The organism is Shinella sp. (assembly GCF_049651085.1).
Taxonomy (GTDB): Bacteria; Pseudomonadota; Alphaproteobacteria; order Rhizobiales; family Rhizobiaceae; genus Shinella.
This window is the reverse complement of record NZ_JBASBL010000027.1, coordinates 379764-403148: the sequence shown is the minus strand read 5'-3', so window position 1 is coordinate 403148 and position 23385 is coordinate 379764. Positions and strand designations below refer to the sequence as shown.

Below are 23385 nucleotides of genomic sequence, written 5' to 3'. Positions count from 1 at the left end.
TTGTCAACCTGATCTTTCGCATTTATGATCCGTCTCCAATGGGGTGGAGAAGAGGGATTCGCATGAACGGCAAGCGCGCAAAGCTTTCCGATGTCGCCAGGGCTGCCGGCGTGAGCGCGGCCACCGTTTCAAGGGCGCTGCGAAAACCGGAGGTGGTTTCCTCGGCCGTTCGCGAACGGATTCAGCAGGTCATCGAAGAGTTCGGATATGTCGCCAATCCGGCAGCAAGGGCGCTTGCATCGGCGAGAACGGATGTCATCGGCATTCTCGTTCCATCCTTGACAAACAACGTCTTCGCCGACGTGCTCCGAGGCATCTACACCGTTGCCGAGACACGGCGCTACGAAGTCCAGCTCGCGAACACCCGCTACTCGACCCTGGAAGAGGAAAACCTGTTGCGCGTTTTCCTCAGCCAGAAACCGGCCGGACTGATCGTTACAGGTATCGATCAGTCCCCAGCCTCACGGGCGCTTTTAAAAAATGCGGACTGTCCGATTGTTCAGATCATGGAAACGGGTGACGAACCGATCGAGATGATCGTTGGCTTCTCCCATCGGCAGGGAGCCTATCAGGCGACGCAACACCTGATCTGCCAGGGATATAGCCGCGTCGCCTTTCTGGGCGCCCGAATGGACCAGCGCACGCAGCGACGTCTGGACGGATATAGCGATGCCCTGCGAACAGCAGGCCTTTTCGATGAGCGCCTGATCGTAACGACGCCGCGCGCCTCAACCGTGACACTCGGCTGCGAACTCCTGGCAAAGCTTCTGGACAAGGATCTCGGCGCCGACGCCGTCTTCTGCAACAACGACGACCTCGCCTTGGGTGTGCTCTTCGAATGCCAGAGACGCCGGATAGATGTGCCGCATGAATTCGGCATTTGCGGCTTCAACGACCTTGAGATGATGGCAGTCGCCAATCCTCCCATAACCAGCATCAGAACCTACAGACAGGAGATGGGTGAACGCGCCGTCCGGATGCTGATCGACCGGATTGAAGGAAATCCGGTAGTGCAAGCGCAGGTGGACCTGGGGTTCGAACTCATCGCCCGTGAATCCACGCGGAAGCGATCGCAAGCGTCCTGACGGTTGCGATCGCTGAGCGTGCGCGCGGCGCCAGGCCGAAGGACACGCCGCCTTTCGCTCGCTGGATCGCGTCAGTAGGCGGCCTCGTAGGCTGCGCAGATCTCGGCTGGCGTCTTGCCGGCAAGGAGGGCGATCTCGCCTTCCTTGTGTTTGACGTAGACGTCGGCGAAGCCTTCCGGAAACCAGCCGCAGACCGTCGCATTGCCCTTGAAGCGCTGGAGTGCCGCTTCAAGCGTCTGCGGCAGGCGGACATAGCCGCGCGCGGCGAGCGCTTCCACGTTGAGGAGCGATAGGTCCTCCTGGGTTGCTTCCGGCACCGCCAGCCCCTCCTCGATGCCCTGCACGCCTGCATGAACGATGGCGGCGAGAGCAAGGTGCGGATTGGCGGCACCATCGGCGGCGCGGAATTCGAAGTTGAACTGGGCGGCGCGTGCAATGTCGCTGATGTCAGAGACCGGGCAGATGCGCACGGAAGCCTCACGGTCGCGGAAGCCGAGATTGTTGAAGGCAGCGCTCCAGCGATGCGGGGTCAGCCGCAGGTAGGAGACGACGCTTGGCGCGGTAATCGCGATGATCGAGTCGAGATATTTCAGGATGCCCGCTACGAATTTTCCGGCGACGTCGGAAAGCTCATGCTTGCCGTCCGGATCGTAGGTGACCGGATTGCCGGCCGCATCCAGCATGCTGATATGCACATGCACGCCGTTGCCGACCCCGGCCGGATCGCGGATAGGCGTGAAGGTCGGATCATAGCCAAGCTCGCGCGCGACGAGGCCGACAAGCTCACGGGTGATCAGCGAATGGTCGGCAACGGTGACGCCCTTCTGCGGCCCCATCGTGACCTCGAACTGGCCGGCACCGAACTCCTTGAGAATGGTATCCGGCGTCACGCCCGCTGCCCGCATGGCGGCGATGATCGCCTCGCAGAAGTGCCGCTCCTCCTGGAAGCCGCCGAGCGTGAACGCCTTTCCGACATCGGAGACGAGGTGCTTGATCTGGAATTCGTGCTCGAAGGCGCCGTAGAGCGTCACGCCGGCCACCCTTTGCAGGCGCTCAAGCGCCGCTTCGAGGATCGAGCGCGTGCAGAATTCCCACGGCCGGCCGTCGGTATAGCGAATGTTGCCGAGGACGAAGTTCTCGTTCGGAGCCCCCTCCTCGCTCTCGATGCTGACGCTGGTTACCGGATCGGGGATGAGCACGAGGTCGCCGAGCGAGCCGAATGGGCTTTCGGCGATCACGTCGAAGCAGGTGATCTGCACATTGGTTGGCGTCCAGCCCACGCCGCGCTTCAGGCGCTTTTCCATCTGCACCAGCGGAAATGCCTTGCCGCGCACCTTGCCCGAAAGGTCGCCGCAGCAGGCGACCATCATTTCTTCACGTTTCATCGACGTCCCCGTTAAGCTTGTCCTGGTCATATCCCGGCATCTCGAAGCGGATGCCGTCCCAATCCTTGATGCGTTTCTGTGTTGCGTCCCAATCGGCCTCGGAGACGCGCACAATCAGCGCCTCGACGAGCGCCATCGCGGCCGCCACCGTGTCCCAGGCCGTGCCTGCATCGATCGGCAGCGCGACGATATGGTCGGCGCTGCGGGCGGCCGGCGACATCCACTTGTCGGTAACAACGACGATCGTCGCCCCACGTTTTTCGGCAATCGTCTCGGCAAGGCGCGCGAGGCTGAGCTGGTAGCGCCGGAAGTCGAAGAGCAGCACGACATCCTTCTTGCGCATGCGCAGCACATGCTCCGGCCAGAATTCCGGATTGTCAGCCACATGGTAGATGCCGCTGCGAATCTGCCGCAGGTGGATCGACAGGAAGGACGCGACATTGTTGCTGATCCGGCCGCCGAGCAGGAAGATGTTGCGCGAGGGATCGGCAAGCAGGTCGGCGAGAATATCGAACTGTGCCTGCGACACCGTCGCCGTCATTTCCTGCATGACCGCCGACACGCGGGCGACATATTCCGACAGGAATTCCGAATGGCCGACCGGCTTCTGGCTGGTTTTTAGATCGAGCGGCGAGCGCTGCCCCTCCTTCAGCTCCGCGATCAGCTGGCGTTGCAGGTCCTGAAAGCCGCTGCAGCCGATCTTGCTGACAAAGCGGGTGATGGATGGCGCACTGACACCGGTCTTCGCCGCCAGTTCCTGGATACTCTCCAGTCCGGTGAAGGGGTAATCAGCAAGAATAGCGTTCGCGATCTTACGCTCGCTGGCAGTCAGCTGCGTTGCGGCGTCACGGATCCGCGTGCGGATCGTCGTCGACGATTTCCCTTCGCTCATTGGCGTTTGTTCCCTTGGTTGGCACGAATACTTGCTCCATGAAAAAAATTAGTCAAATGGAAAAACACGATTGACTATGATCGAAAAATTTCTTTGACTGCCTTCCATGGAAACCCGCATCATCGGGCACATAACGGATCCCACCTCATGCTCAGGTTCGCAGACCGCGACACGACTAGATTGCTGCAGACGGGCGACCCGGAGCCGGTGGAATGGATCAACGCCGCCAGCGGTTCGACGATCTTCCTGACCTGCGAACATGCCGGCCGCGCCATTCCGGCTGCCCTCGGCGATCTCGGCATTGCCGCCGGGGAAATGGACCGCCACATCGCCTATGACGTCGGCGCCGAGGGCGTGGCGCGCGGCCTTGCCGAACGCCTCGACGCCGCTCTCATCCTTCAACGCTACAGCCGCCTGGTCATTGACTGCAACCGCCCCCTGGAAGCGAAGGACTGCATCGTCACGCAAAGCGACGGCACGGTCGTGCCGGCCAATGCCGACATCGCCGACCGCGATCGCTCCCGTCGCTATGTGGAAATCCACCAGCCGCTGCATGAGGCGATTGCCACGGCACTCGACCAGCGCCAGGCGCGCGGAAAACCGCTCTTCCTCGTCTCCGTGCACAGCTTTACGCCGGTCATGCGGGCAACCGGCGCCGTGCGCGATTTCGAACTCGGCCTACTCTACAATCGCGACGCCCGCCTCGCCGAACAACTGGCGAAGGCTTTCCGCGCCGCCAATCCGGACGTCACCGTCAAGCTCAACGCGCCGTATCACGTCGACGACGTCTCCGATTTCACCATCCCGGTGCACGGCGAGCGGCGCGGGATCGCGCATGTGCTCATCGAAGTGCGCAACGACCTCATCACCAATGCTCGCGGACAGGAGGAATGGGCCGACCGTCTTGCCCCCGCCCTCCGCCTTGCGGCCGACAACCTCGAAGGAAACGCCTGATGGCTGCTGATCATCTCACCACCCGCGAAATACTGCTCGATCCGGCCGCTTCCGCGATCCTCTTCATCGACGTGCAGAATTTTTCCGTGCGCCGGGAGGGCGGCGAGTTCAAGGACGTTTCCGACGCGGAGATCGAGGGCAAATACGGCTATTATTTCAAGCGCATCCACGAGGTTGCTATTCCGAACATGCAGCGCCTGCTTGCCGGCTTCCGAAAGGCCGGCATTGAAGTGCTGCACACGACGATCGAGAGCCTGACCAAGGACGGCCGCGACCGGAGCCTCGACTACAAGATCACCGGCTTCAACGTGCCGAAAGGTTCGTGGGACGGCAAGGTGATCGACGAGCTGGAACCGCTGGAAGACGAAATCGTCTTCCCGAAAAGCTCATCCAGCGTCTTCGTGTCCACCCATATCGACTACACGCTGCGCAATCTCGGTGTGAAGCAACTTGTGCTTTGTGGACTGCTCACCGACCAGTGCGTGGAATCGGCGATCCGTGATGCCTGCGACCTCAACTACCTGGTGACGCTTGTGCCGGACGCCTGCGGCACCTATTCCGAGGAACGCCACAAGACCTCGCTGAGCGCGATCAAGGGCTATTGCCGGCAGATTTCGACCGACGATCTCTTGAAGGAAATCGGCCAGTAAAAAGCCCCGACCGGGCAACGGAAACGAGGAGCATTCGAAAGCGGTCCGCACAACAAAACAAGATAGCCGGACCGCTGATCAATTCACTGCCGAAAAGGCAAAAAAAGGGGAACGACCATGATGAAGACTTCCAAACTGCTTCTGGCGGCAGCGAGTTTCGCGCTCGCCTCCACCGCTGCCGTGGCCGCCGACGACAAGATCGTGATCGGCGGCGCACTGTCGATGACGGGCATCCAGGCCCCGCTCGACACGCCCGGCTACAACGGCGCGCAGGTCGCCGTGAAATATCTCAACGACAATGGTGGGGTGCTCGGCAAACAGATCGAGTTCATCAACATCGACGGCAAGTCCGATCCCGTGACGGTCGGCAACGTCGCGGTCGAACTGATCGACAAGGGTGCCCAGGTCATCGTCGCGCCGTGCGACTTCGACTTCGGTTCGCCGGCAAGCCGCGAGGCGCAATCGGCCGGCATCGTCGGCATCTCGACCTGCGCTTCCGATCCGCTCTACTCCTCCTGGTCGCTCGGCGACAAGCAGTTCACGCTTTCCATGTGGAACACCACGATGGGCGCGACCGCTGCCGACTACGCCTTCAAGGAGCGCGGCTGGAAGACGGCCTATGTCGTCACCGACCAGTTCATCGCCTACACCAAGTCGCTTTCCAAGTACTTCGTTGAACAGTTCAAGGCGGATGGCGGCGAGATCCTTCTCGAAGACACCTACACGAACGGTGACAACAACTTCTCGGCCCAGCTCGCGCGCCTGCAGGCGCTCGGCAAGAAGCCGGACGTGATCTTCCTGTCGTCCTACGGCACGGATATCGGCGTGATCATCCGCGCCCTGCGCGAGGTGGGTTACGATGCCCCGATCCTCGGCGGCGACGCCTATGACGATCCGGCGATGCATGAGGCACTCGGCGAAAAGTTCGGCAATAACGTCTATTTCGTCACCCATACCTGGATGGGCCCGGAATCGCACCCGGACATGCCGAAGTTCATCGAGCTTTACACCCAGATGCACGGCTCGGCACCGGACACGTCCTTCGTCTCGACGGGCTGGGATACGATCATGATGCTCGCCGAAGCGATCAAGGCAGCAGGCTCGACCGATGGCGCCGCCCTTGCCAAGGCGCTGGAAGACGGCCAGTTCAAGCTTCTGACGGGTGACCTCGACTACGGCACGGCCGAAGAAGGCCACGTGCCGAACAAGGCCGCGGCACTCATCGAGCTCAAGGGCGGCAAGCCGACCTTCGTCGGTTGGCGCAAGCCGGAATCCCTGCCGAAGCCCTGAGATCGTCCATAGGGACGGTCTTGCGCCTGTCTCGCAGCGGATATGCGCAACCTGGATATACTGCAGCGCTCTTGTGCGTCGTCAATGACGCGGGGCGCTGCAGTCGCCGATCTATCATTTTCGGAAAAGCCATGCCTGAAGCGATTCTCGCGGTAAACGACGTGTCGGTGGAATTCACCGGCCTCCGCGCCCTCGACCATGTGTCTCTGTCCGTCGCCACCGGGGAGGTCGTCGGCCTCATCGGGCCGAACGGTTCCGGCAAGACGACTCTCATCAACGCCATCACCGGACAGGTGAAGCTAGCCACCGGCACGATCACGGCCGGCGGCACGACCATTTCAGGCCTTTCGCCACGCCAGATCGCGCTTGAGGGCATTAGCCGATCCTTCCAGATCGTCCGCCTGTTCAACACGATGACGGTGCTCGAGAATGTCGAAGCCGCGGCCCTTGCCAAGGGTGTATCGCGCGCTGTCGCCACCGAACGCGCCAGGACCCTGCTCGCGGAACTCGGCCTTGCCGCCAAGGCGGACGAGCTCGGCGACAGCCTCAGCTACGGCGACAAGCGCCGTGTGGAAATCGCCCGGGCGCTGGCCGCCGAACCGCGCTTCCTGCTGCTTGACGAGCCGGCGGCAGGCATGAACGACGCCGAGACCGAGACATTGCTGCATACGCTCTCCGACCTGCCGAAAAAGCGCGGGCTCGGTCTCATCATCATCGACCACGACATGGGCCTGATCATGCGCCTGTGCCACCGGCTGCATGTGCTCGCCTCGGGCCGCACCATCGCGGAGGGAGACGCCAGCCACGTGCGCAGTCATCCGGCCGTGATCGAGGCTTATCTCGGAAAGGCGGCGACCCATGCTTGAGATACGCGACCTCTCCGTCAGCTACGGCACGATCCGCGCGGTGCGCGGCATCAGCTTCTCGCTCGGCAAGGGCGAACTGGTCAGCCTTCTCGGCGCCAATGGCGCCGGCAAGTCCTCGACCATCAAATGCATCGCCGGCGCGCTGAAGGCCTCCGGCGGCGAGATTCTGCTTGAAGGCAAAGACATCACGGCGGCCAGCCCTGAACAGGTGGTGCGCGCGGGCCTTGCGACCGTGCCCGAAACCCGCGACGTTTTCCCGGACCTCACCGTCACCGAAAACCTCATGCTCGGCGCCTACATCCATCGCCGCGACCATGCCGGCAACCGCGAAAATCTTGAGCGCCTCCATACGCTGTTTCCGCGTCTTGCCGAACGCTCCAGGCAAGCCGCAGGAACCCTTTCCGGCGGCGAGCAGCAGATGCTTGTCATTGCCCGTGCGCTGATGTCCCGCCCGACCGTTCTCCTGCTCGACGAGCCGTCGCTCGGCCTTGCGCCTGCCATCGTCGAGCGCATCTTCGAAATGATCGAAACGCTAAAGAAATCAGGCCTCACCATCCTGCTCGTCGAGCAGAACGTGAACCAGGCGCTCGCCGTCGCCGACCGCGCCTATGTCATGCGGCTCGGCGCCATCGTCACGTCCGGCACTGCCGACGAGATCCGCGCGACCAGCGATCTCAGCGCACACTATCTGGGAGGCTGATCATGGCTTTCGCGATCCAGTTCGTCATCGACGTACTCAGCCTTGGCGGCGCCTATGCCCTCATGGCACTTGGCCTCGTCATCATCTACGGCATTCTGCGGCTGGTGAACTTCGCCTATGGCGAGCTCATCATGGTCGTCGGCTACACGATGTTCCTTTCCAGCGGCTCCGGCCTGCCATGGATCATCATGGCTGTGCTGGCCGTTGGCATGGCGATCCTTTTCGGCATCCTCACCGACTATGTCGCCTTCCGCCCCGTGCGGGCCAAGTCGGTGACGGCGGTGCTGATCACCTCCTTCGCCTTCTCGAACCTGTTGCAGAATGCGGCGCTGCTGCTGATCTCGCCGCGCCCGCGCAACGTGCCGCTGCCGGAGATATTCTCCCAGACCGTCTCCATCGGCGGCGCCATCACGCCGGTCCGCAACCTGATCACCATCGCGGCGTCGATCGTACTGCTCGCAGCCGTCGCCTTCCTGATGCGCAAGACGACGCTCGGCATCGCCATGCGCGCGGCCGCAACGAACTTCACCATGGCGCGCATGCTCGGCGTTCCGGCAAACCTGATCATTTCCTCGGCATTCGCGCTTTCCGGCTTCCTGGCCGGGGTCGTCGGCATCCTGTGGATCGGCCGCAGCGGCACCGTCGTTCCGGGTATCGGCCTGGAGCCGCTGCTCATTGCCTTCATCGCCACCGTCATAGGCGGCATGCGCAGCCTGCCGGGCGCCGTTGTCGGCGGCTTCCTGCTGGCATTGATCGACACGACCCTCAACTACACCCTGTCGCAGGACCTTCTGAAGTTCCGCGACGCCTTCACCTTCAGCCTCGTCATCCTGATCCTGCTCTGGCGGCCGGACGGCCTCATCAAGGGCCCGGCAAGCGGTCAACGGACCTGAGGAGAGAGCGACCATGAAACATTCCTATCTCACCGCGCTCATCCTTATCGGCGTCATCCTCGTCATCGGCGTCGGTAGCCAGATGCTGGGCATCCGGCTCTACGACCGCATTGCCACCAACCTGCTCATCTCGCTTGTGCTCGTCGTCGGATTGCAGATCTTCATGGGCAATTCGGGACTGTTGTCCTTTGCCCATATCGGCTTCATGGGGCTGGGCGCCTATACCTCCGCCGTGCTGACAATTCCGGCGCAGATGAAGGGCATGGCGCTGCCGGACCTCTACGAATTCATGACGGCGGTCGAAGTCTCGCCGCTGCTGGCCATGCTGGCGGCAGGCTTCGTCGCCGCAGCCGTTGCCGCCGTCGTGGCCTACCCGCTGATGCGGCTTTCTGATGCGGCCGCCGTCATCACCTCCTTCGCGCTGCTCGTCGTGCTCTACACGGTCATGAACAACTGGAGCGCCCTCACCAACGGGCCGCGCACACTGTTCGGCCTGCCGAAAACGACCGGGATGCCGATTGCAGCCATTGTCGCGGCCATCGTCGTGGTCGTTGCGCTGCTCTTCAAGGAATCGCGAACCGGCAAACTGCTGCGCGCCTCGCGCGAGGACGAGGTCGCGGCGGCGGCGCTCGGGGCCAACATCCCCCGCCTGCGCTGGAAGGCCTTCATCCTTGCCGCCTTCATCGCCGGAATCGGCGGTGCGCTGTGGGGTCATTTCATCACCTCCTTCGCACCCAAGGCCTTCTACCTCAAGGAAACTTTCCTCATCATCACCATGCTGGTGATCGGCGGCGCCAACACCGTCACCGGGGCCGTCGCCGGCACGGTTCTGATCACCGTCGCCTACGAGGGCCTGCGCAGCACCGAGGCTGCCATCAATGCGTCGTCCTTCGGCGCCGGCCAGGTCATCGGCCTTACCGAGATCGTGCTCGCGCTCGCCATGATCGCCGTGATGATCCTGAAGCCCGGCGGCATCTTCCCGACCCGGGAGATCGGCCACATCCTTACCCGTACACGTCGTAAAAAGGAGACGTCCGCATGACCTGGAAAACCAACTATCGCTCCTTTTACTATGCGAATGCCGACGAACCGGACGATATCCGCCTCGATCCGGAAACGACGGCGCTGCTCGTCATCGACATCCAGACCACCTATCTGGAGCCGAAGGACACGCCCGAGGAAACCGCACGCTGGCAACCGTTCTATGAGCGCATGCGCAAGACCGTGATCCCCAATACGGCACGCCTGATCGAAGAGTGCCGCAAGCGCAAGGTCGAGGTGATCTACGCCCGCATCGCCTGCCAGAAGCCGGACGGCCGCGACCGTTCGCTGAGCCAGAAGAAGCCGGGCTTCAACTACCTGCTGCTGCCCAAGGACCTGCCCGAGGGCCAGGTCGTGCCCGAGCTGGAGCCGCGGGCCGACGAAATCGTCATCACCAAGACGACCGACAGCGCGCTCACCGGTACGAACCTGCGCCTGGTGCTGCACAATATGGGCATCAAGGACGTCATCTGCTGCGGCATTTTTACGGACCAGTGCGTGTCGTCGACCGTGCGTAGCCTTGCCGATGAAAGCTTCGGCGTCGTGGTCGTCGACGACTGCGGCGCGGCGGCGACGGACGAACTGCACAAGCGTGAGCTCGAGATCATAAACATGATCTATTGCCACGTCGTCACGCTCGACGAAGTGGTGAGCTTCTTCAAATAGCAACGGGAGAAGCCGCATGTCCGGTCTGTATGCCCGCGAAGGACGATCCGTCTCCACCATGGCGCATCTGCGGTTCTTTCCGCTGGCGGCCGTCGGCGGCAGCGGATCCTATCTCACCGGCGACGACGGACGGCGGCTTCTCGACTTTGCCGCCTCCTGGGGAGCGGCAAGCCTCGGCCATTCCCACCCGGCGGTCCGCGGGGCGGTCAACCGCGCCCTGTCGGACCAGGCGGGGGCGAGCTACCTTTCGAGTGCGAACGAACCCTGCGTGCAGCTGGCGGAAAAGCTCCTGTCTCTCGTGCCGGAGCGCGCCCGGGGCCGCGTCTGGTTCGGCCATTCCGGTTCGGATGCCAACGAGACTGTCGCCCGCATGGTCGTCGCCGCCACCGGCCGGCCCCGCATCCTCGCCTTCAGCGGCGCCTATCACGGCGGCACCGTCGGATCGATGGCGGTGTCCGGCCACCCCGCTCAGCAGGGCATCCGCGCCGCAGGCCTGACACTCGTTCCCTATCCGGACAGCTTCGCCGCCGGCAGCCCCGAGGCTGCGAAGGAAGCCGCCCTCTCCCATCTCGAAAACCTCTTCGCAACCGAGGTCCCGCCGCAAGAGGTCGCCGCCTTCTTCATCGAGCCCATCCAGTCGGACGGCGGCATGCTGGTGCCGCCGGACGGCTACTTCCAGGCTGTGGAAACGCTCTGCCGCAAACACGGCATCCTGCTCGTCTCGGACGAGGTGAAGGTCGGACTTGGCCGTAGCGGACGCTTCCACGCCTTCGAGCATTCCGGCATCGAACCGGACATCGTCGTCTTCGGCAAAGGTCTCGGCGGCGGCCTGCCGATTTCGGCGGTGGTGGGGCCGGAAGCGATCCTCAACCATGCCGTCGCCTTCTCGCTACAGACCGTGCACGGCAATCCCGTCTGCGCCGCAGCGGCGCTTGCCGTTTTGCAGACGATCGAACGCGATCATCTCGTCCAGAATGCGGAGAAAAGCGGCAAGGTATTGCGGGACGGGCTCGGCCGGCTTGCTGCCCGCCATGCCCTGATTGGCGATGTGCGGGGCCGAGGTCTCGCGCTCGGCGTCGAGCTTGTCACCGATCGCTCGAGCCGCGAGCCGGCCACGCGTCAGACAGCGCTCACCGTCTATCGCGCCTTCCAGCTCGGCCTCGTCCTCTACTATGTCGGCGTCCGGTCCAACGTGCTGGAGTTCACCCCGCCGCTGACACTGACGGAAGCCGAAGCAAGAGAGGGCGTGGCCATCCTCGACGAAGCGCTCGCCGACGTTGCCGAAGGCCGGGTGGACGAGACCATCCTTGCCGATTTCGCAGGCTGGTAGCACGTCCAACCCGATTGCTCGGGTCTGAACAGATACGGACGCCGGCGCGGTTTTTGTCACCCGCGGCCGCGGCAGCCTTTCGTACACCAGGGCGGGGCATCGGCCCGACCAGACCGATGCCCTTTAACGCTACACCGGCTCAGGTACCGGCTTTTCCAACGTCCCTAGAGCAATAGAAGAGCTTCTTAGACAACGAGCCCTACCGGAGCCGCCGGCCGTTGCTGTCGAACAGCAATGCGTCGCCGGGAGTGAAAGCGAGCCGCACCGTATCGCCAGGCTGCATTTCCTGGACGCCCTTTCGCTCGACCAGCAGTCTTTCCCCGGTCGACAGGCAGCCATGCCAGACCGATGCCCCACCGAGATTTTCCACGACATCGATGATCATGGTAAGGTTCGCCTTGCCCGCGCCGTCTATCTCGAGGTGCTCCGACCGCAAACCCACCGTCACCTTGGCTCCCTCGGGAAGCTTGTCATCCAGCGCCGGCCTGAAGGTGCAGTCGCCGACCGTCAACAGGCCCTGCGCATCGGCCCTTGTCTCCAATAGGTTGATCCTTGGCGAGCCGATGAAACCTGCCACGAAGACGTTGTCCGGATTATTGTAGAGTTCCAGCGGCGAACCGGTCTGCTCGATTCGACCTGCTCTCAGCACCACGATCTTGTCAGCGAGGGTCATTGCCTCGACCTGATCGTGGGTCACATAGACCATCGTCGTCTTGAGTGTCCGATAAAGCTTCGCGATCTCGATGCGCATCTGGACGCGAAGCTCGGCATCAAGATTGGACAGCGGCTCATCGAACAGGAACGCCTTCGGATTTCGGACTATCGCCCGACCGATTGCGACGCGTTGGCGCTGACCGCCCGACAATTGCGCGGGCTTGCGCCCGAGAAACGGCTGAAGCTGCAGGATGGCGGCAGCCTCGTCGACACGCCTTGCGACCTCTTCCTTCGCCGTACCGGCCATGCGAAGCCCGAAGCTCATGTTTTGCGCGACAGTCATGTGCGGATAGAGCGCATAGGACTGGAAGACCATCGCGATCTCGCGATCGCCGGGATCGACATTGTTCACGATCCTGCCGTCGATGTGGATTTCGCCGCCGCTGATCTCCTCGAGCCCCGCAATCATGCGAAGCAACGTCGATTTCCCGCAGCCCGAAGGTCCTACGAACACGCAAAACTGCCCGGGTTCGATCGAAAGATCGATACCGTGGATGATATCGAGCTTCCCAAACGACTTGCGCACCGATTTAAGTTCAATTCCGCTCAAGAAATCCTCCTCCCGTCCAACGCGCGATCCGTCATCCGGCCTTGTGTTCCGGCGCCGCCGCACCAAAGGCAAGCCAATCCAGATCATCAGGCGAAAGCGCAATATCGAGGGCTTCCAGGCTGTCGTCGAGTTCCCCCAGAGTGCGCGGGCCGATCAGCGGGAATGAAGGGAAAGGCTGCGCCAGGACATAGGCAAGCGCAACATGGATCGGACGCTTGCCAAGACGCCGGGCAAGTTCGATGGCGCGATCGCGCCGCTCGAAATTGCCTTTCGAATACCAGGCGCGCACAAGCTCCTGATTGTCGCGCTTGTCGCGGCCGGCGCGATCGGTAAAGAAACCGCGCCCCTGGCTCGACCACGCAAAATTCGGCATCTGGCGCGCAGTGAGCCAAGCCCTGGACGCCGCGTCGGAGGAAGCAACGCAGCCCTCCCAGAGCGGCACCAGCATTTCTGCCAGTGAAAAATTGTTGGACAGGACACCCGGCAATTGCCTGCCGTTCCTTTGCGCATAGGCAATCGCCTCCTCCATGCGTCCACGGGTCCAGTTCGACCCGCCGAACGGTCCCCGGATGCGCCCCGCCCGCACTTCTGCATCCATGGCGTCGACGAACTCTCCGACGGGCACGGCCGGATTGTCGCGGTGCATGAAGTAGACATCGACATGGTCGGTTTGCAGGCGCTCAAGCGATACGGTCAACTGTTTGCCGATGGCTTCGGGGATACAGAACGGCGTATGAGCCCCCTTACCGATCAAGACGATATCCTCGCGCACCCCGCGATTGCGCTGCCACTGGCCGAATAGCGTCTCGGGTATGCCCTGAGCATAATGGAACGCGGTATCGAACAGGTTGCCGCCCTGCTCGAAGAAGGCATCGAGCAGGATGCTTGCGGAGGAAAAGGTCCGGAAATCCTCAAAACCGAGCGCGACCACGGATGCCGGACGTTCCAGACCAGGCAGGGTTCTCTTCCCGATGCGCTCCGAACGCACTTCGAGTTTCTGCCCGGAAAGGGTCGTGGTGCGTTTTTCAGGCTTTTCGACACTGAACTCGAGCCCGGCGGCAGCGCGCCACTTGTCCATTACACGAAGGTTACCGAGACTGTCCGCCCAGCTCATTCCCGGCCAGGAAAACTCCTGCCGACCCTCAAATATGGCCGCACCGGCTGCATCGACCTCGAACGCATAGAGCCAGCCCCTCTCCTCCACGGCAACCGTTTCGCTGCTGCCATCGCGACGCAGGATCCTGATCTCGCCGATGCCGCCTTCCTTGCCGCTCGCGAACCAGAAGTCGTCCACCTCGATGCGTCCCTCGGTGCCGAATATGCGCAGGACGTTATCCTGGGCGACGGAGACCGAGCACGACACTTCGGCAAGGATGCCATTATCGAAATGCAGAATGGCGGATGCCCACTCGTCGACCCCGGTCTGTCCCAGATGGGCATTGCCGGCGATCGACTGGGGGTCGAGAAACGGCTTGCCAGCGGCCGCTCCGGCGATGAGCCTGGCCATGGAGACCGGATAGCCGCCGACATCCATGATACCGCCGCCGGCGAGGTCACTGGAATAGAGGCGATGTTCCGGCAGGACCGAGGGCATGGCGAAGCCGAAGCTGGCCTTTATCATCCGCACGTCGCCGATCGCCCCGCCCGCGACGAGCTCCACCAGCCGCCGCATCTGCGGATGCAGCCGGTACATATAGGCTTCACCAAGGAATTTGCCGGTCCGACGTGCGACATGCATGATCGCGTCGGCTTCGAAAGCCGTCAGTCCCATCGGTTTTTCGACCAGAACATGCTTGCCCGCCTCAAGCGCCTTGATCGCCCATTCGGCATGGGACGGGTGCGGGGTCGAAATATAGACAGCGTCGACCGTATCGTCGCTCAGCAGCGCGGCATAACCGTCGTGGATGCGGGCCCCGGCGAAAGCTTCGGCAAGACCGGGCTTGGCCGGGTTGCGAGCGCCGATCGAAACCAGCTGTCCGGTTTGGGAATGCGCGATACCGGCAGCGAAGGCCTTGGCGATGTTGCCGGGGCCGATGATCCCCCAGCGGATTTTCTGCAAGCTTGTCATGTTGGTTCCAGAGATCCCGTTTCAGCCTTTCGTCGCGCCGAAGGTGAGGCCGGCGATGAAATGGCGCTGCATGAAGAAGAACATAATGACCGGCGGCAGTGCTGCGATCAGCGAGGCTGCCGAGATCAGATTCCAGACGGCCACCCACTGGCCGTTGAGCGAATAGAGACCGACCGTCACCGGCAATGCGTGGCTGCCCTGTGCCAGCACGAGCCCCCAGAAGTAATCGTTCCAGACGAAGGTGAAGACGAGCACGGCGAGTGCCGCGATGGCGGGACGCATCAGCGGCAGCACGATGTGCCAGAAGATGCGGAACTCCGAGACCCCCTCGACACGCGCCGATTCGATCAGCTCGAAAGGCAGCGCCTTGATGAAGTTGCGCATGAAGAGCGTGCAGAAGCCGGTCTGGAAGGCGACATGAAAAGCGATCAAACCGCCGACCGTGTCATACATTCCGAGCTTCAGCGTCAGGTCGCGGACCGGCACCATCAGGATCTGGAACGGCACGAAATTGCCGGCAACGAACAGGAAGAAGATCAAGAGACGCGATCTGAATTCGTATACCGCGAGCGAGAAACCGGCCAGCAAGGATAGCGCCAGCGCGCCGATCACGGTGGGGATCGTGACCTTGAAGGAGTTCAGAATGTACTGGCCGATCGGCGAGTTCTGGAAGACCGTCGCATAGTTCCCGAAGGCGAGATCCGACGGCCAGCCGAAATAGTTTCCGGCAGCCAGGTCGCTGGCCGGCTTGAGAGACGTGACGGCGACGCCGATCAGCGGCAGCAGCCAGATGACGAGAACGATGGGAACCGCGATGACGTAGCGCCATTGGGCGAAGGTGGAGCGGTGCTGGATCGGTGTCGGGAACATATCAGCCACCCGCCTTTCCGTCGCGCATCATCCGCCAGACGAAGCCCGAAATGAACGCCATCATGATGAGGAACAGGATGACGGCAATCGCCGCGCCGTAGCCCATGCGGAAGCCGTATTCGGACAGCGCCTGCTCGTACATGAAGTATGACAGAACCGTGCTCGCGCCGTAGGGACCGCCCTTGGTCATGATGGAAACCAGGTCGAAGGAACGCAATGCACCGATGATGGTGACGACGACCGCGATGAAGGTCGCCGGTCCCAGTTGCGGCAACACGATGTGCCAGAGCATGCGCCAGCCCCTGGCGCCATCAAGGCGGCCCGCCTCGATCTGTTCCTTCGACACGTTGTTGAGCGCTGCGAGGTAGAGGATCATGCAATACGCAATCTGAGGCCACAGCCCGGCAGCAATGATGCCGTAGGTGACATAGCGTTCGTCGGCCAGGATCGCCACCTCCGCCCCCGTCACCGTAAGGATGAGACGGTAGAGCAAACCGAAATCAGGGGCGTAAAACCACGAGAACATCAGCCCTACCACGACCTGGCTGATAACGAACGGAAAGAAGAAGAACGATTTGTAGAGACGGATTCCGAGGATCGTCTGATTGAGAAACAGCGCGAGGAACAGGCCAGCCGGCAACGCGAGGAAGTACAGCGCCAGCCAAAGAAAATTGTTCCCGATCGCCGTATAGAAGACGTCGTCGTCGAACAGCTCGACATAATTGCCGAGGCCGATCCACGTCTTGGTTCCGATACCGTCCCACTCATGGAAGGAAATCCAGATGGACTGGAAGATCGGCGCGATCACATAGACGACGAACAGGAGGCAGCCGGGGGCCAGAAAGACCCACGGGGCCAGCTTGCGCTGATTTCTCTTCCACCAGGCCGAAGCCGGCGATGTAGCCGATCTGGCGCCGCGAACCGCCCTATGTGAAGACGGGAGCGGCTTCCTTGCCGCTCCCGGGGATGCGTTGCTATTCATAGGCGCGCCCGCGCACCTTTTCGAGACGCTCCAGGATCGCATCGAGCCGGTCGGGCTTGACCATGAATTCCTGGAAACCTTCCATGCCTGCCTTGGCCATGTCCGCCGGTGCATCGCGGTCGTAGAACTGCGCCAACCCATGGGCGGTGGACAGGAGTTCGAACCCGGCATTCAGGTATACGTCGTCAGGACGCGCTGCCTTGCTGTTCACCGGAAGCTGACCGAGGATGACATTGGCTTCGGCCTGAACCTCCGGCTGCGCCAGATAGGCCAGGAACTTCCTGGCGTCTTCCTTGTTCTTGGCGCCCGAGGGGATGTGGATCGTGTTTGTCGGCGCATCTTCCGAACGCGGGACACCGGGCGTTATCTCGGGAAACGCGGCGAAGCCGAGCTGCTCTTCTTTCAGGCCGCCTTCCTTCAGATTGGCGACGGCGAAATTGCCCATGAGATACATGCCCGCCTTGCCCTGGACGACCAGGGGAATGGCATCCTGCCAATCAAGTGCGGCATGGTTGTCGACGAAGTATCCGGACTTCACCAATTCCCCCCACTTCTCGAACACCGCCCTCACCTTCGGATCGGTGTAGGCAACACGACCGTCGGTCAGGTCCATGTGGAACTCGTAGCCGTTGATCCGCAGGTTCAGGTAGTCGAACCAGCCAGCCGTCGGCCACAGCGCCTTCGTACCGATCGCGAAGGGCTTGATGCCGGCGGCATTCAGCTTCTCACCTACGGCCTTCAGCTCGTCCCATGTCTGCGGCGGCGTCAGATCGTGCTGGGCAAAGATATCCTTCCGATAGTAGATGCCCCACTGATAGTAGGTGAAGGGAATGCCCCACTTCTTGCCGTCGATGGTCATCGAGGAGGCTGCGGATTTCAACGATTCGTCGAGCCCGTTGGCGGCCCAGACATCATCGACCGGCTCGAACAGGCCAGCCTTGACAAAGGGGGCCATCCGATTGCCCGCAAACCAGTTGACGAGATCCGGCGGGTCCGCGGTGAGGAAGTTGCGGATCGCGGACTTGTACCCCTCGTTGTCAAAGTAGTTGACCTTCACCGTCACACCGGGATTGGCCTTCTGGAAACCGTCGACAATGTGCTCCAACGCCTTCTTGGATTGGGGCCAGGACATGTCGGAATTGAATACGATCTCCCCTGCCGACGCGCTTGTTGCAAGCATGATCGCAGCGGTGCCTAATGTTGCTGTGTATGAGAGCCTCATCTCGAAGTCGTCCTCCTGCGACGTGTCACTTTCAAGGGGTCTATTCTCAAAGTCCGATGCGCATCTCCCGTTGCGCGCCGTTCTTACGCTGATAACCTATGCCCATCGAAAGCAAAGTCTCATGGGATGGGAAGATCGAGTTGTCCGAAAGTAAGAATCTCGAACAAATTTCCTGGCGACCCGGCGCAAGCACGATAGAGGCCACGCCCACCAGGCTTCAGATGTTCTATCGCCATCCGCTCGTAATGACGTCTCCGCACTGGCATGCGCAGGTTGAGGTCAATTTCGTCATGCGCGGGTCGGTCCGCTACAAGATGGCCAACCACGAGGTGCTCTTGTCAGAGGGGGAACTCGCCCTGTTCTGGGGTGGGCTGCCACACCAGATGGACTGGAGCAGCGAGGATTCGCTGTATGCCGGCGCACATCTACCCCTCGTCTATTTCTTTCGGCTTCAGCTGCCGACCGATGTGTCTGCACGGCTGATGGGCGGGGCCACGCTGGTAACGCGCGCAACCGGCATGGCGGATTTCGAGAATTTTCCACGCTGGTTCGAATATGTATCTTCTACAAACCAGTTTAAATCGGAACACGCGGTGGACGAGTTGCTGCTCCGCCTGGAACGCGTGAAATTCGACCCTTTCAGCATAGTTCCAATGGAATTGAGCGACAAAAGGGAAGCCAATCCGTTCGACTATCAGTCATGCCGATCCGTATCGCCGATGTGCGACTACATTGCCCAGAATTTTCGCGAGGAGATCAGCTCTGCCGATATAGCAGCCGTTGCTGGCCTGCATCCTAAATATGCCATGAACCTCTTCCGGCGCACGACGGGAATGACCCTGAACGGCTACGTGAACCTGCTTCGCCTCAGCTACGCCCAGGCGCTCCTTAGCGAAGACAATTCGAACGTCTTGCGCGTGGCAATGGATAGCGGCTTCGGATCGCTAAGCGCATTCAGCAAGTCTTTCCGAAAACTGGCCGGCATCTCGCCGTCCGACTTCAAGCGCAAACGCAGCAGCCGAAATCCCTCACAGCGGCATTCGGACTGGGCTTAGACTCCGCGTCAAAGGGTACAGCTTGGAAAGAACGCCCCCGAAAGGGGAGCGTCCCGCATCTCGTCATCGTGGCCACCACCGCCGTTTTGACGATGCCGCCGGACAGGTGTAGTCTGGCGGCATATCGTTGGAGCATCACCATGCGTCTTGGAGTGCTCATACTTGGCCTGGCGATGGCCCTGATTCCCATCTCGGCGGATGCCCACAATTGCAAATGCCGAAATCGCGGCGTCATGTTCGAGCTCGGCGAGACATCCTGCCTGAAGGTCGATGGCGGCTCCTATCTCGCGCGCTGCGAGATGAAGCTCAACGTCTCGTCCTGGACCAGGATCCAGGACGGCTGCCCGGTGGCGGAACGTACACTGCCGCAGCCCACCCTCGTCAATTGATTGCTTCGTCAGCTGGCGTCGCGCCCGTATCTGCCGCGTTATCCTGTCAGTCGAGGGTGCGGCGAAAACGCATCAGCGCCAGAACGCTCAAAACGCCCACCATCACCAGCAGGGCCAGGAAATCGGCGGCGATGTCGGCCGGCGCGGCTCCCTTCAACATGACGGCCCGCACCATACGCAGGAGATGCGTGATCGGCAGGACTTCCCCGATCCACTGCGCCCAGACGGGCATGCCGCGGAAGGGAAACATGAAGCCGGAGAGAAGCACCGAAGGCAGGAAGATGAAAATGGAAAGCTGCATGGCCTGCATCTGCGTGCGCGCGACCGTCGAGATGAGGTAACCGAGCAGCACGAGCGCCAGCACGAACAGCAGCACGCAGGCAAAAAGCAGCAGCGGCGAGCCGACGAAGGGAACGCCGAAGATAAGCTTTGCCGCACCGAGCACGACCAGCCCCTGGACCGCGCCGATACCCATAAAGGGCGTGATCTTGCCCACCATGATTTCAACGGGCGTGGCGGGCATGGCGAGCAGATTTTCCATGGTGCCGCGCTCGATCTCACGTGTCAGTGCCATGGCCGCCATCATCACCAGCGTCATCTGCAGGATAACGCCCAGAAGGCCGGGCACGATGTTGTACTGCATGATGCCTTCGGGATTATAGCGGCTGTGTGCGACGATCTCGAGTTGCCGCGGCGTGGCCTCGCCCATTTCCTTTGCGAGGAAGGCGTTCGCCACCCGGCCGAGCGCGCCGACCGCGCCGGACGCGGCGGCGGGATCCGCCGCATCGGCCTCGACCAGCAACTGCGGCCGGTCGTTGCGCAGAATTCTCCGGCCGAAATCGGGCGGGATGAGGATGACGAAGGAGACGTCGCCGCGGGCGAGCAGCCGATCGGCCTCCTGCGCGGTTACATTGGGATGGGTGATGTCGAAATAGTCCGTCACCTCCAGCGCGGCGGACATGGCCTGGGTGAATCTCTCCTGCACGGGCGCAACGAGTGCCGTCGGCAGGTGGCGCGGATCATTGTTGATGGCGAAGCCGAACAGCAGAAGCTGCATCAGCGGCACGACGAGCATCATCGCGAAGGTGACCCGGTCGCGCCGCATCTGGATGAATTCCTTGCGCAAGATCGCGACCAGCCGATGGAGCGAAAACGTCATCGCATATTGTCCTTCGACTGGTCCATCATGCGGATGAACACGTCCTCAAGGCTCGTCTCCGCCGGCCTGGCCACGACATTCTCGGCTGCCAGCGCCGCTGTCAGGGCATCGCGATCAGTTCCCGTAACATGCAGTGCCGCGCCGAAGGGTTCCACCTGCTCGACGCCCGGCGCCTTGCGCAGCCGCGCCGCCAGCGCCCCTGGCCGGTCCGTTTCGACGACCAGCGTGACGAGCCCGGCATTCGCGATCACCTCGCGGGTCGTACCGGAAGCGACCAGCCGGCCATAGGCGATGTAGTTGATGCGGTGGCAGCGCTCGGCCTCGTCCATGTAGTGCGTCGAGACCAGCACGGTCATGCCCTCGGCCGCGCGGATGTGGATTTCGTCCCAGAATTGCCGCCGCGCCTTGGGATCGACCCCGGCGGTCGGTTCATCGAGCAGCAGCAGGCGCGGCTTGTGCATGATGCAGGCGGCGAGCGCCAGGCGCTGCTTCCAGCCACCGGAAAGGGTCGCAGCGAGCTGGCGCTTGCGTGACGTCAGCCCGAGATCGGCAAGCGTATCGGCGACGGCGTTGCGCGGCAGCCCGTAGAGCCCGGCAACGAAGACAAGGTTTTCCTCGATCGTCAGGTCCTCGTAGAAGGAAAAGCGCTGCGTCATGTAGCCGACCTGGCGGCGGATCGCGCGCTGGTCGCGGCGCACGTCGAGGCCCAGCACCTCGCCCTCCCCAGCGTCCGGCGTCAGGAGGCCGCAGATCATACGGATACAGGTTGTCTTGCCGGACCCGTTTGGCCCGAGGAAGCCGGCAATCTCGCCCTGCGCCATGGTCAGCGCCACATCGTCCACGACCTTGCGGCCGCCGAAGGATTTTGTCAGGCCGCGTACGGCGACGACAGGGGGCGCTAGTTCCGTCATGGCTCCCGTCGCACCTCGACGATCTGGCCCGGCTTCAGCCGGGCTCCCGCCTCCGGCCGCGCCTCGACCCGGTAGACGAGTTTCTGCCGAGCGTCGCGCGAATAGATCACCGGCGGCGTGAACTCCGCCTCGTCGGCGACATAGGTGACAACGGCGGAAAGCGGCGGGCAACCGTCGCAACTGACGGCAAGCTTCGTGTCCGCGTCGATGGACGACAGATCGCCCTCCGCCACGTAGAGTCGCAGCTTGATCGCCCCGTCCGGCAGGAAGGTAAGGACAGGCATGGCGGGTCCCGCGATCTCGCCGGCATGGCGCACGATATCCGTGACGGTTCCACCCGAAGGAGCCAGAAGCCGGCGCTGCTCCAGCATCCAGCGCGCGGTATCCCGGTTGGCAGCGGCCTCGCGGACGGCGGCACGGGCCGCCTCGATCTGATGAGCGCGAGCCGGCAGGCGGGCGACGGCCAGTCGGGCCTCCGCCTCCGCAACCGCAGCGGCAGCCATGGCGGCCGCCGCCTCGGCGGCATCGTATTGTGCTTGCGAGCTGGCGCGCTCGCGCAAGAGCCTTTTCTGCCGCGCGGCCTCTCTCTCGGTGCGCCCCGCATTGGCACGAGCGGAAACGGCAGTCGCCTCCACGACGGCGAGTTCCGCCGCGCGGCTGCCCTCCTCCAGGTTGGCCAGATCGCTCTCGGCCCTGCCCAGCGCGGCCTCGGCGGCAGTAAGCGCAATCCTGGCGTCTGCGTCATCGACGCTGGCCAGCACTGCACCCTTGGCAACGCGGTCCCCGGAGTGGACGGCAATATCGACGATGCGTGCGGTGGCGAGCGGCGTGACCGCGACATACTCGCCCTCGACATAGCCGGTGGCGAGCGGAGGCGGTGCGGCGCAGGCCGCAAACAGGCTGGCGACGAAAGGGATCGTGCAGAGAAAGTCAGCCATTTTCCGCATCCATGATGGCATCGAGGTTGAACAGCAGCCGGCGCGCAATCGCCCGTATCGCCGCGGACGGGTACCCGTTCCAGCCCATCCGGCGCTGGACGACGGGAGCCGCCAGCCGGAAATAGGCAGCCTGGCCGACAATGGAGAAGACCGCGAGCTTCACGTCGTCGGATTCTGCCGGCCGTCCCGTGGCCGTCGACCAGATATGACAAAGGGCGCGATGCCGGCTTTCAATGAGTGCGTGGTACAGCCTTTCCGGAACTGGGCTGTTCGGCTGCGCCATCTCCCGCAGCAGGAAGGCCACGACGGGCTCGGCCGCCGGAGCGGTTAGGAACAGCACGATACGCCGGACGAGGCGGCGCAGGATATGTCGCGCGCCATCGGGGGTCAGAAGCGCCGGATCGCCGGGCAGCACCCGAGCCACCCGCCCCACACGTGCGGCGACGAAATCCGCACAGGCCAGCCGCAGCCCATCCTTGCCGCCGAAATGATAGGCGATGGAGGAAATGTTCGTTCCCGCCTCCGCGGCGATGGAACGGGTCGAGGCCGCGGCAAAACCATCACGGCCGAACTGCCGCAGCGCCGCTTGAATGAGGCTGGCCCGGGTCGGGTGTTCACTTTCCTGCACGGCACCACCATTTCAATCAATCGATTGATTGATTGATTGATACACCATGCGAGTTCGCCTGTCGAGCCGGCTCGAAGGTCGACCACATGCCTAAGTGCCGGGAAGCGTCGTCCCGATCACGCGTCGGAAGGCCAGCTCCATCGCCAG

23 protein-coding genes are annotated in these 23385 nt (G+C 62.5%); 12 read left to right on the top strand and 11 right to left on the bottom strand.

Going from position 1 to position 23385, the window contains the following annotated elements; all coding sequences use genetic code 11:
* Window positions 1-62: 62 nt before the first annotated feature.
* Entirely contained in the window at window positions 63-1085 is a 1023-nt protein-coding gene (locus WA950_RS19225; RefSeq protein WP_424553327.1) for a LacI family DNA-binding transcriptional regulator, read from the top strand.
* Between the two features lie 71 nt (window positions 1086-1156).
* Here WA950_RS19225 and WA950_RS19220 read toward each other — a convergent pair whose 3' ends face one another.
* A complete protein-coding gene (locus tag WA950_RS19220) occupies window positions 1157-2470 on the bottom strand; it encodes a glutamine synthetase (protein ID WP_424553326.1) in 1314 nt (437 codons plus the stop codon).
* Entirely contained in the window at window positions 2460-3362 is a 903-nt protein-coding gene (locus WA950_RS19215; protein ID WP_424553325.1) for a MurR/RpiR family transcriptional regulator, read from the bottom strand. Before WA950_RS19215 ends, WA950_RS19220 begins: the two co-directional genes overlap by 11 nt.
* A gap of 147 nt (window positions 3363-3509) precedes the next feature.
* On the opposite strand from WA950_RS19215, the gene WA950_RS19210 reads away from it, so the two are divergent.
* From WA950_RS19210 to WA950_RS19170, 9 genes are all read left to right on the top strand, one after another.
* A complete protein-coding gene (locus WA950_RS19210; protein WP_424553324.1) occupies window positions 3510-4316 on the top strand; it encodes an N-formylglutamate amidohydrolase in 807 nt (268 codons plus the stop codon).
* On the top strand, window positions 4316-4966 hold the full coding sequence (locus WA950_RS19205) for an isochorismatase family cysteine hydrolase (protein WP_424553323.1): 651 nt from the start codon (window positions 4316-4318) through the stop codon (window positions 4964-4966). Before WA950_RS19210 ends, WA950_RS19205 begins: the two co-directional genes overlap by 1 nt.
* 117 nt (window positions 4967-5083) lie before the next feature.
* On the top strand, window positions 5084-6256 hold the full coding sequence (locus WA950_RS19200) for an ABC transporter substrate-binding protein (protein ID WP_424553322.1): 1173 nt from the start codon (window positions 5084-5086) through the stop codon (window positions 6254-6256).
* Window positions 6257-6387: 131 nt separating this feature from the next.
* Window positions 6388-7122: an ABC transporter ATP-binding protein gene (locus WA950_RS19195; RefSeq protein WP_424553321.1), complete on the top strand. Its 735-nt coding sequence runs from the start codon at window positions 6388-6390 to the stop codon at window positions 7120-7122.
* Window positions 7115-7822 (top strand): ABC transporter ATP-binding protein, encoded by a 708-nt coding sequence (locus tag WA950_RS19190; RefSeq protein WP_424553320.1) that lies wholly within the window; start codon window positions 7115-7117, stop codon window positions 7820-7822. Before WA950_RS19195 ends, WA950_RS19190 begins: the two co-directional genes overlap by 8 nt.
* A 2-nt stretch (window positions 7823-7824) precedes the next feature.
* Entirely contained in the window at window positions 7825-8715 is an 891-nt protein-coding gene (locus WA950_RS19185; RefSeq protein WP_424553319.1) for a branched-chain amino acid ABC transporter permease, read from the top strand.
* Window positions 8716-8728: 13 nt separating this feature from the next.
* The gene (locus tag WA950_RS19180) at window positions 8729-9757 is read left to right on the top strand and encodes a branched-chain amino acid ABC transporter permease (protein WP_424553318.1); all 1029 of its coding nucleotides are present in this window, start codon (window positions 8729-8731) and stop codon (window positions 9755-9757) included.
* Window positions 9754-10422, top strand: a complete 669-nt coding sequence (locus tag WA950_RS19175; protein ID WP_424553317.1) for a cysteine hydrolase family protein — start codon at window positions 9754-9756, stop codon at window positions 10420-10422. The genes WA950_RS19180 and WA950_RS19175 overlap by 4 nt, the downstream gene beginning before the upstream one ends.
* Before the next feature lie 16 nt (window positions 10423-10438).
* A complete protein-coding gene (locus WA950_RS19170) occupies window positions 10439-11752 on the top strand; it encodes an aspartate aminotransferase family protein (RefSeq protein ID WP_424553316.1) in 1314 nt (437 codons plus the stop codon).
* A 199-nt stretch (window positions 11753-11951) separates the two neighbouring features.
* On the opposite strand, the gene WA950_RS19165 is transcribed toward WA950_RS19170, so the two are convergent.
* The 5 genes from WA950_RS19165 to WA950_RS19145 all read right to left on the bottom strand — a co-directional run bounded on the left by WA950_RS19165 (window position 11952) and on the right by WA950_RS19145 (window position 18158).
* Entirely contained in the window at window positions 11952-13016 is a 1065-nt protein-coding gene (locus tag WA950_RS19165) for an ABC transporter ATP-binding protein (protein WP_424553602.1), read from the bottom strand.
* 31 nt (window positions 13017-13047) lie between these two features.
* Window positions 13048-15084 carry an aldo/keto reductase gene (locus tag WA950_RS19160; RefSeq protein WP_424553315.1) on the bottom strand — a complete coding sequence of 679 codons (2037 nt, stop codon included), beginning with the start codon at window positions 15082-15084 and terminating at the stop codon, window positions 13048-13050.
* 21 nt (window positions 15085-15105) lie between these two features.
* Window positions 15106-15954 (bottom strand): carbohydrate ABC transporter permease, encoded by an 849-nt coding sequence (locus WA950_RS19155; protein ID WP_424553601.1) that lies wholly within the window; start codon window positions 15952-15954, stop codon window positions 15106-15108.
* Window position 15955: 1 nt separating this feature from the next.
* Window positions 15956-16762 carry a carbohydrate ABC transporter permease gene (locus tag WA950_RS19150; RefSeq protein WP_424553314.1) on the bottom strand — a complete coding sequence of 269 codons (807 nt, stop codon included), beginning with the start codon at window positions 16760-16762 and terminating at the stop codon, window positions 15956-15958.
* 166 nt (window positions 16763-16928) lie between these two features.
* A complete protein-coding gene (locus WA950_RS19145; protein ID WP_424553313.1) occupies window positions 16929-18158 on the bottom strand; it encodes an ABC transporter substrate-binding protein in 1230 nt (409 codons plus the stop codon).
* 134 nt (window positions 18159-18292) lie between these two features.
* On the opposite strand from WA950_RS19145, the gene WA950_RS19140 reads away from it, so the two are divergent.
* Together WA950_RS19140 and WA950_RS19135 are read left to right on the top strand one after the other, a co-directional pair.
* Window positions 18293-19213 carry a helix-turn-helix domain-containing protein gene (locus WA950_RS19140; protein WP_424553600.1) on the top strand — a complete coding sequence of 307 codons (921 nt, stop codon included), beginning with the start codon at window positions 18293-18295 and terminating at the stop codon, window positions 19211-19213.
* Window positions 19214-19353: 140 nt separating this feature from the next.
* On the top strand, window positions 19354-19602 hold the full coding sequence (locus tag WA950_RS19135; protein WP_424553312.1) for a hypothetical protein: 249 nt from the start codon (window positions 19354-19356) through the stop codon (window positions 19600-19602).
* Between the two features lie 46 nt (window positions 19603-19648).
* On the opposite strand, the gene WA950_RS19130 is transcribed toward WA950_RS19135, so the two are convergent.
* Genes WA950_RS19130 through WA950_RS19115 form a run of 4 tightly spaced genes read right to left on the bottom strand, consistent with a single transcriptional unit; the run spans window position 19649 to window position 23238 of the window.
* Window positions 19649-20761 (bottom strand): ABC transporter permease, encoded by a 1113-nt coding sequence (locus WA950_RS19130; RefSeq protein WP_424553311.1) that lies wholly within the window; start codon window positions 20759-20761, stop codon window positions 19649-19651.
* Entirely contained in the window at window positions 20758-21672 is a 915-nt protein-coding gene (locus tag WA950_RS19125) for an ATP-binding cassette domain-containing protein (RefSeq protein ID WP_424553310.1), read from the bottom strand. Before WA950_RS19125 ends, WA950_RS19130 begins: the two co-directional genes overlap by 4 nt.
* Entirely contained in the window at window positions 21669-22610 is a 942-nt protein-coding gene (locus WA950_RS19120) for an HlyD family secretion protein (protein ID WP_424553309.1), read from the bottom strand. Before WA950_RS19120 ends, WA950_RS19125 begins: the two co-directional genes overlap by 4 nt.
* Entirely contained in the window at window positions 22603-23238 is a 636-nt protein-coding gene (locus WA950_RS19115) for a CerR family C-terminal domain-containing protein (protein WP_424553308.1), read from the bottom strand. Before WA950_RS19115 ends, WA950_RS19120 begins: the two co-directional genes overlap by 8 nt.
* Window positions 23239-23385 lie beyond the last annotated feature (147 nt).

Excerpts from the sequence above, each read along its gene's own strand:
- WA950_RS19215 (WP_424553325.1), bottom strand. The coding sequence starts at position 3,362 with ATGAGCGAAGGGAAATCGTCGACGACGATCCGCACGCGGATCCGTGAC.
- WA950_RS19155 (WP_424553601.1), bottom strand. The coding sequence starts at position 15,954 with ATGTTCCCGACACCGATCCAGCACCGCTCCACCTTCGCCCAATGGCGC.
- WA950_RS19220 (WP_424553326.1), bottom strand. The coding sequence starts at position 2,470 with ATGAAACGTGAAGAAATGATGGTCGCCTGCTGCGGCGACCTTTCGGGC.
- WA950_RS19130 (WP_424553311.1), bottom strand. The coding sequence starts at position 20,761 with ATGACGTTTTCGCTCCATCGGCTGGTCGCGATCTTGCGCAAGGAATTC.
- WA950_RS19190 (WP_424553320.1), top strand. The coding sequence starts at position 7,115 with ATGCTTGAGATACGCGACCTCTCCGTCAGCTACGGCACGATCCGCGCG.
- WA950_RS19175 (WP_424553317.1), top strand. The coding sequence starts at position 9,754 with ATGACCTGGAAAACCAACTATCGCTCCTTTTACTATGCGAATGCCGAC.
- WA950_RS19195 (WP_424553321.1), top strand. The coding sequence starts at position 6,388 with ATGCCTGAAGCGATTCTCGCGGTAAACGACGTGTCGGTGGAATTCACC.
- WA950_RS19125 (WP_424553310.1), bottom strand. The coding sequence starts at position 21,672 with ATGACGGAACTAGCGCCCCCTGTCGTCGCCGTACGCGGCCTGACAAAA.
- WA950_RS19135 (WP_424553312.1), top strand. The coding sequence starts at position 19,354 with ATGCGTCTTGGAGTGCTCATACTTGGCCTGGCGATGGCCCTGATTCCC.
- WA950_RS19145 (WP_424553313.1), bottom strand. The coding sequence starts at position 18,158 with ATGAGGCTCTCATACACAGCAACATTAGGCACCGCTGCGATCATGCTT.
- WA950_RS19200 (WP_424553322.1), top strand. The coding sequence starts at position 5,084 with ATGATGAAGACTTCCAAACTGCTTCTGGCGGCAGCGAGTTTCGCGCTC.
- WA950_RS19225 (WP_424553327.1), top strand. The coding sequence starts at position 63 with ATGAACGGCAAGCGCGCAAAGCTTTCCGATGTCGCCAGGGCTGCCGGC.
- WA950_RS19120 (WP_424553309.1), bottom strand. The coding sequence starts at position 22,610 with ATGGCTGACTTTCTCTGCACGATCCCTTTCGTCGCCAGCCTGTTTGCG.
- WA950_RS19180 (WP_424553318.1), top strand. The coding sequence starts at position 8,729 with ATGAAACATTCCTATCTCACCGCGCTCATCCTTATCGGCGTCATCCTC.
- WA950_RS19170 (WP_424553316.1), top strand. The coding sequence starts at position 10,439 with ATGTCCGGTCTGTATGCCCGCGAAGGACGATCCGTCTCCACCATGGCG.
- WA950_RS19210 (WP_424553324.1), top strand. The coding sequence starts at position 3,510 with ATGCTCAGGTTCGCAGACCGCGACACGACTAGATTGCTGCAGACGGGC.
- WA950_RS19205 (WP_424553323.1), top strand. The coding sequence starts at position 4,316 with ATGGCTGCTGATCATCTCACCACCCGCGAAATACTGCTCGATCCGGCC.
- WA950_RS19185 (WP_424553319.1), top strand. The coding sequence starts at position 7,825 with ATGGCTTTCGCGATCCAGTTCGTCATCGACGTACTCAGCCTTGGCGGC.
- WA950_RS19160 (WP_424553315.1), bottom strand. The coding sequence starts at position 15,084 with ATGACAAGCTTGCAGAAAATCCGCTGGGGGATCATCGGCCCCGGCAAC.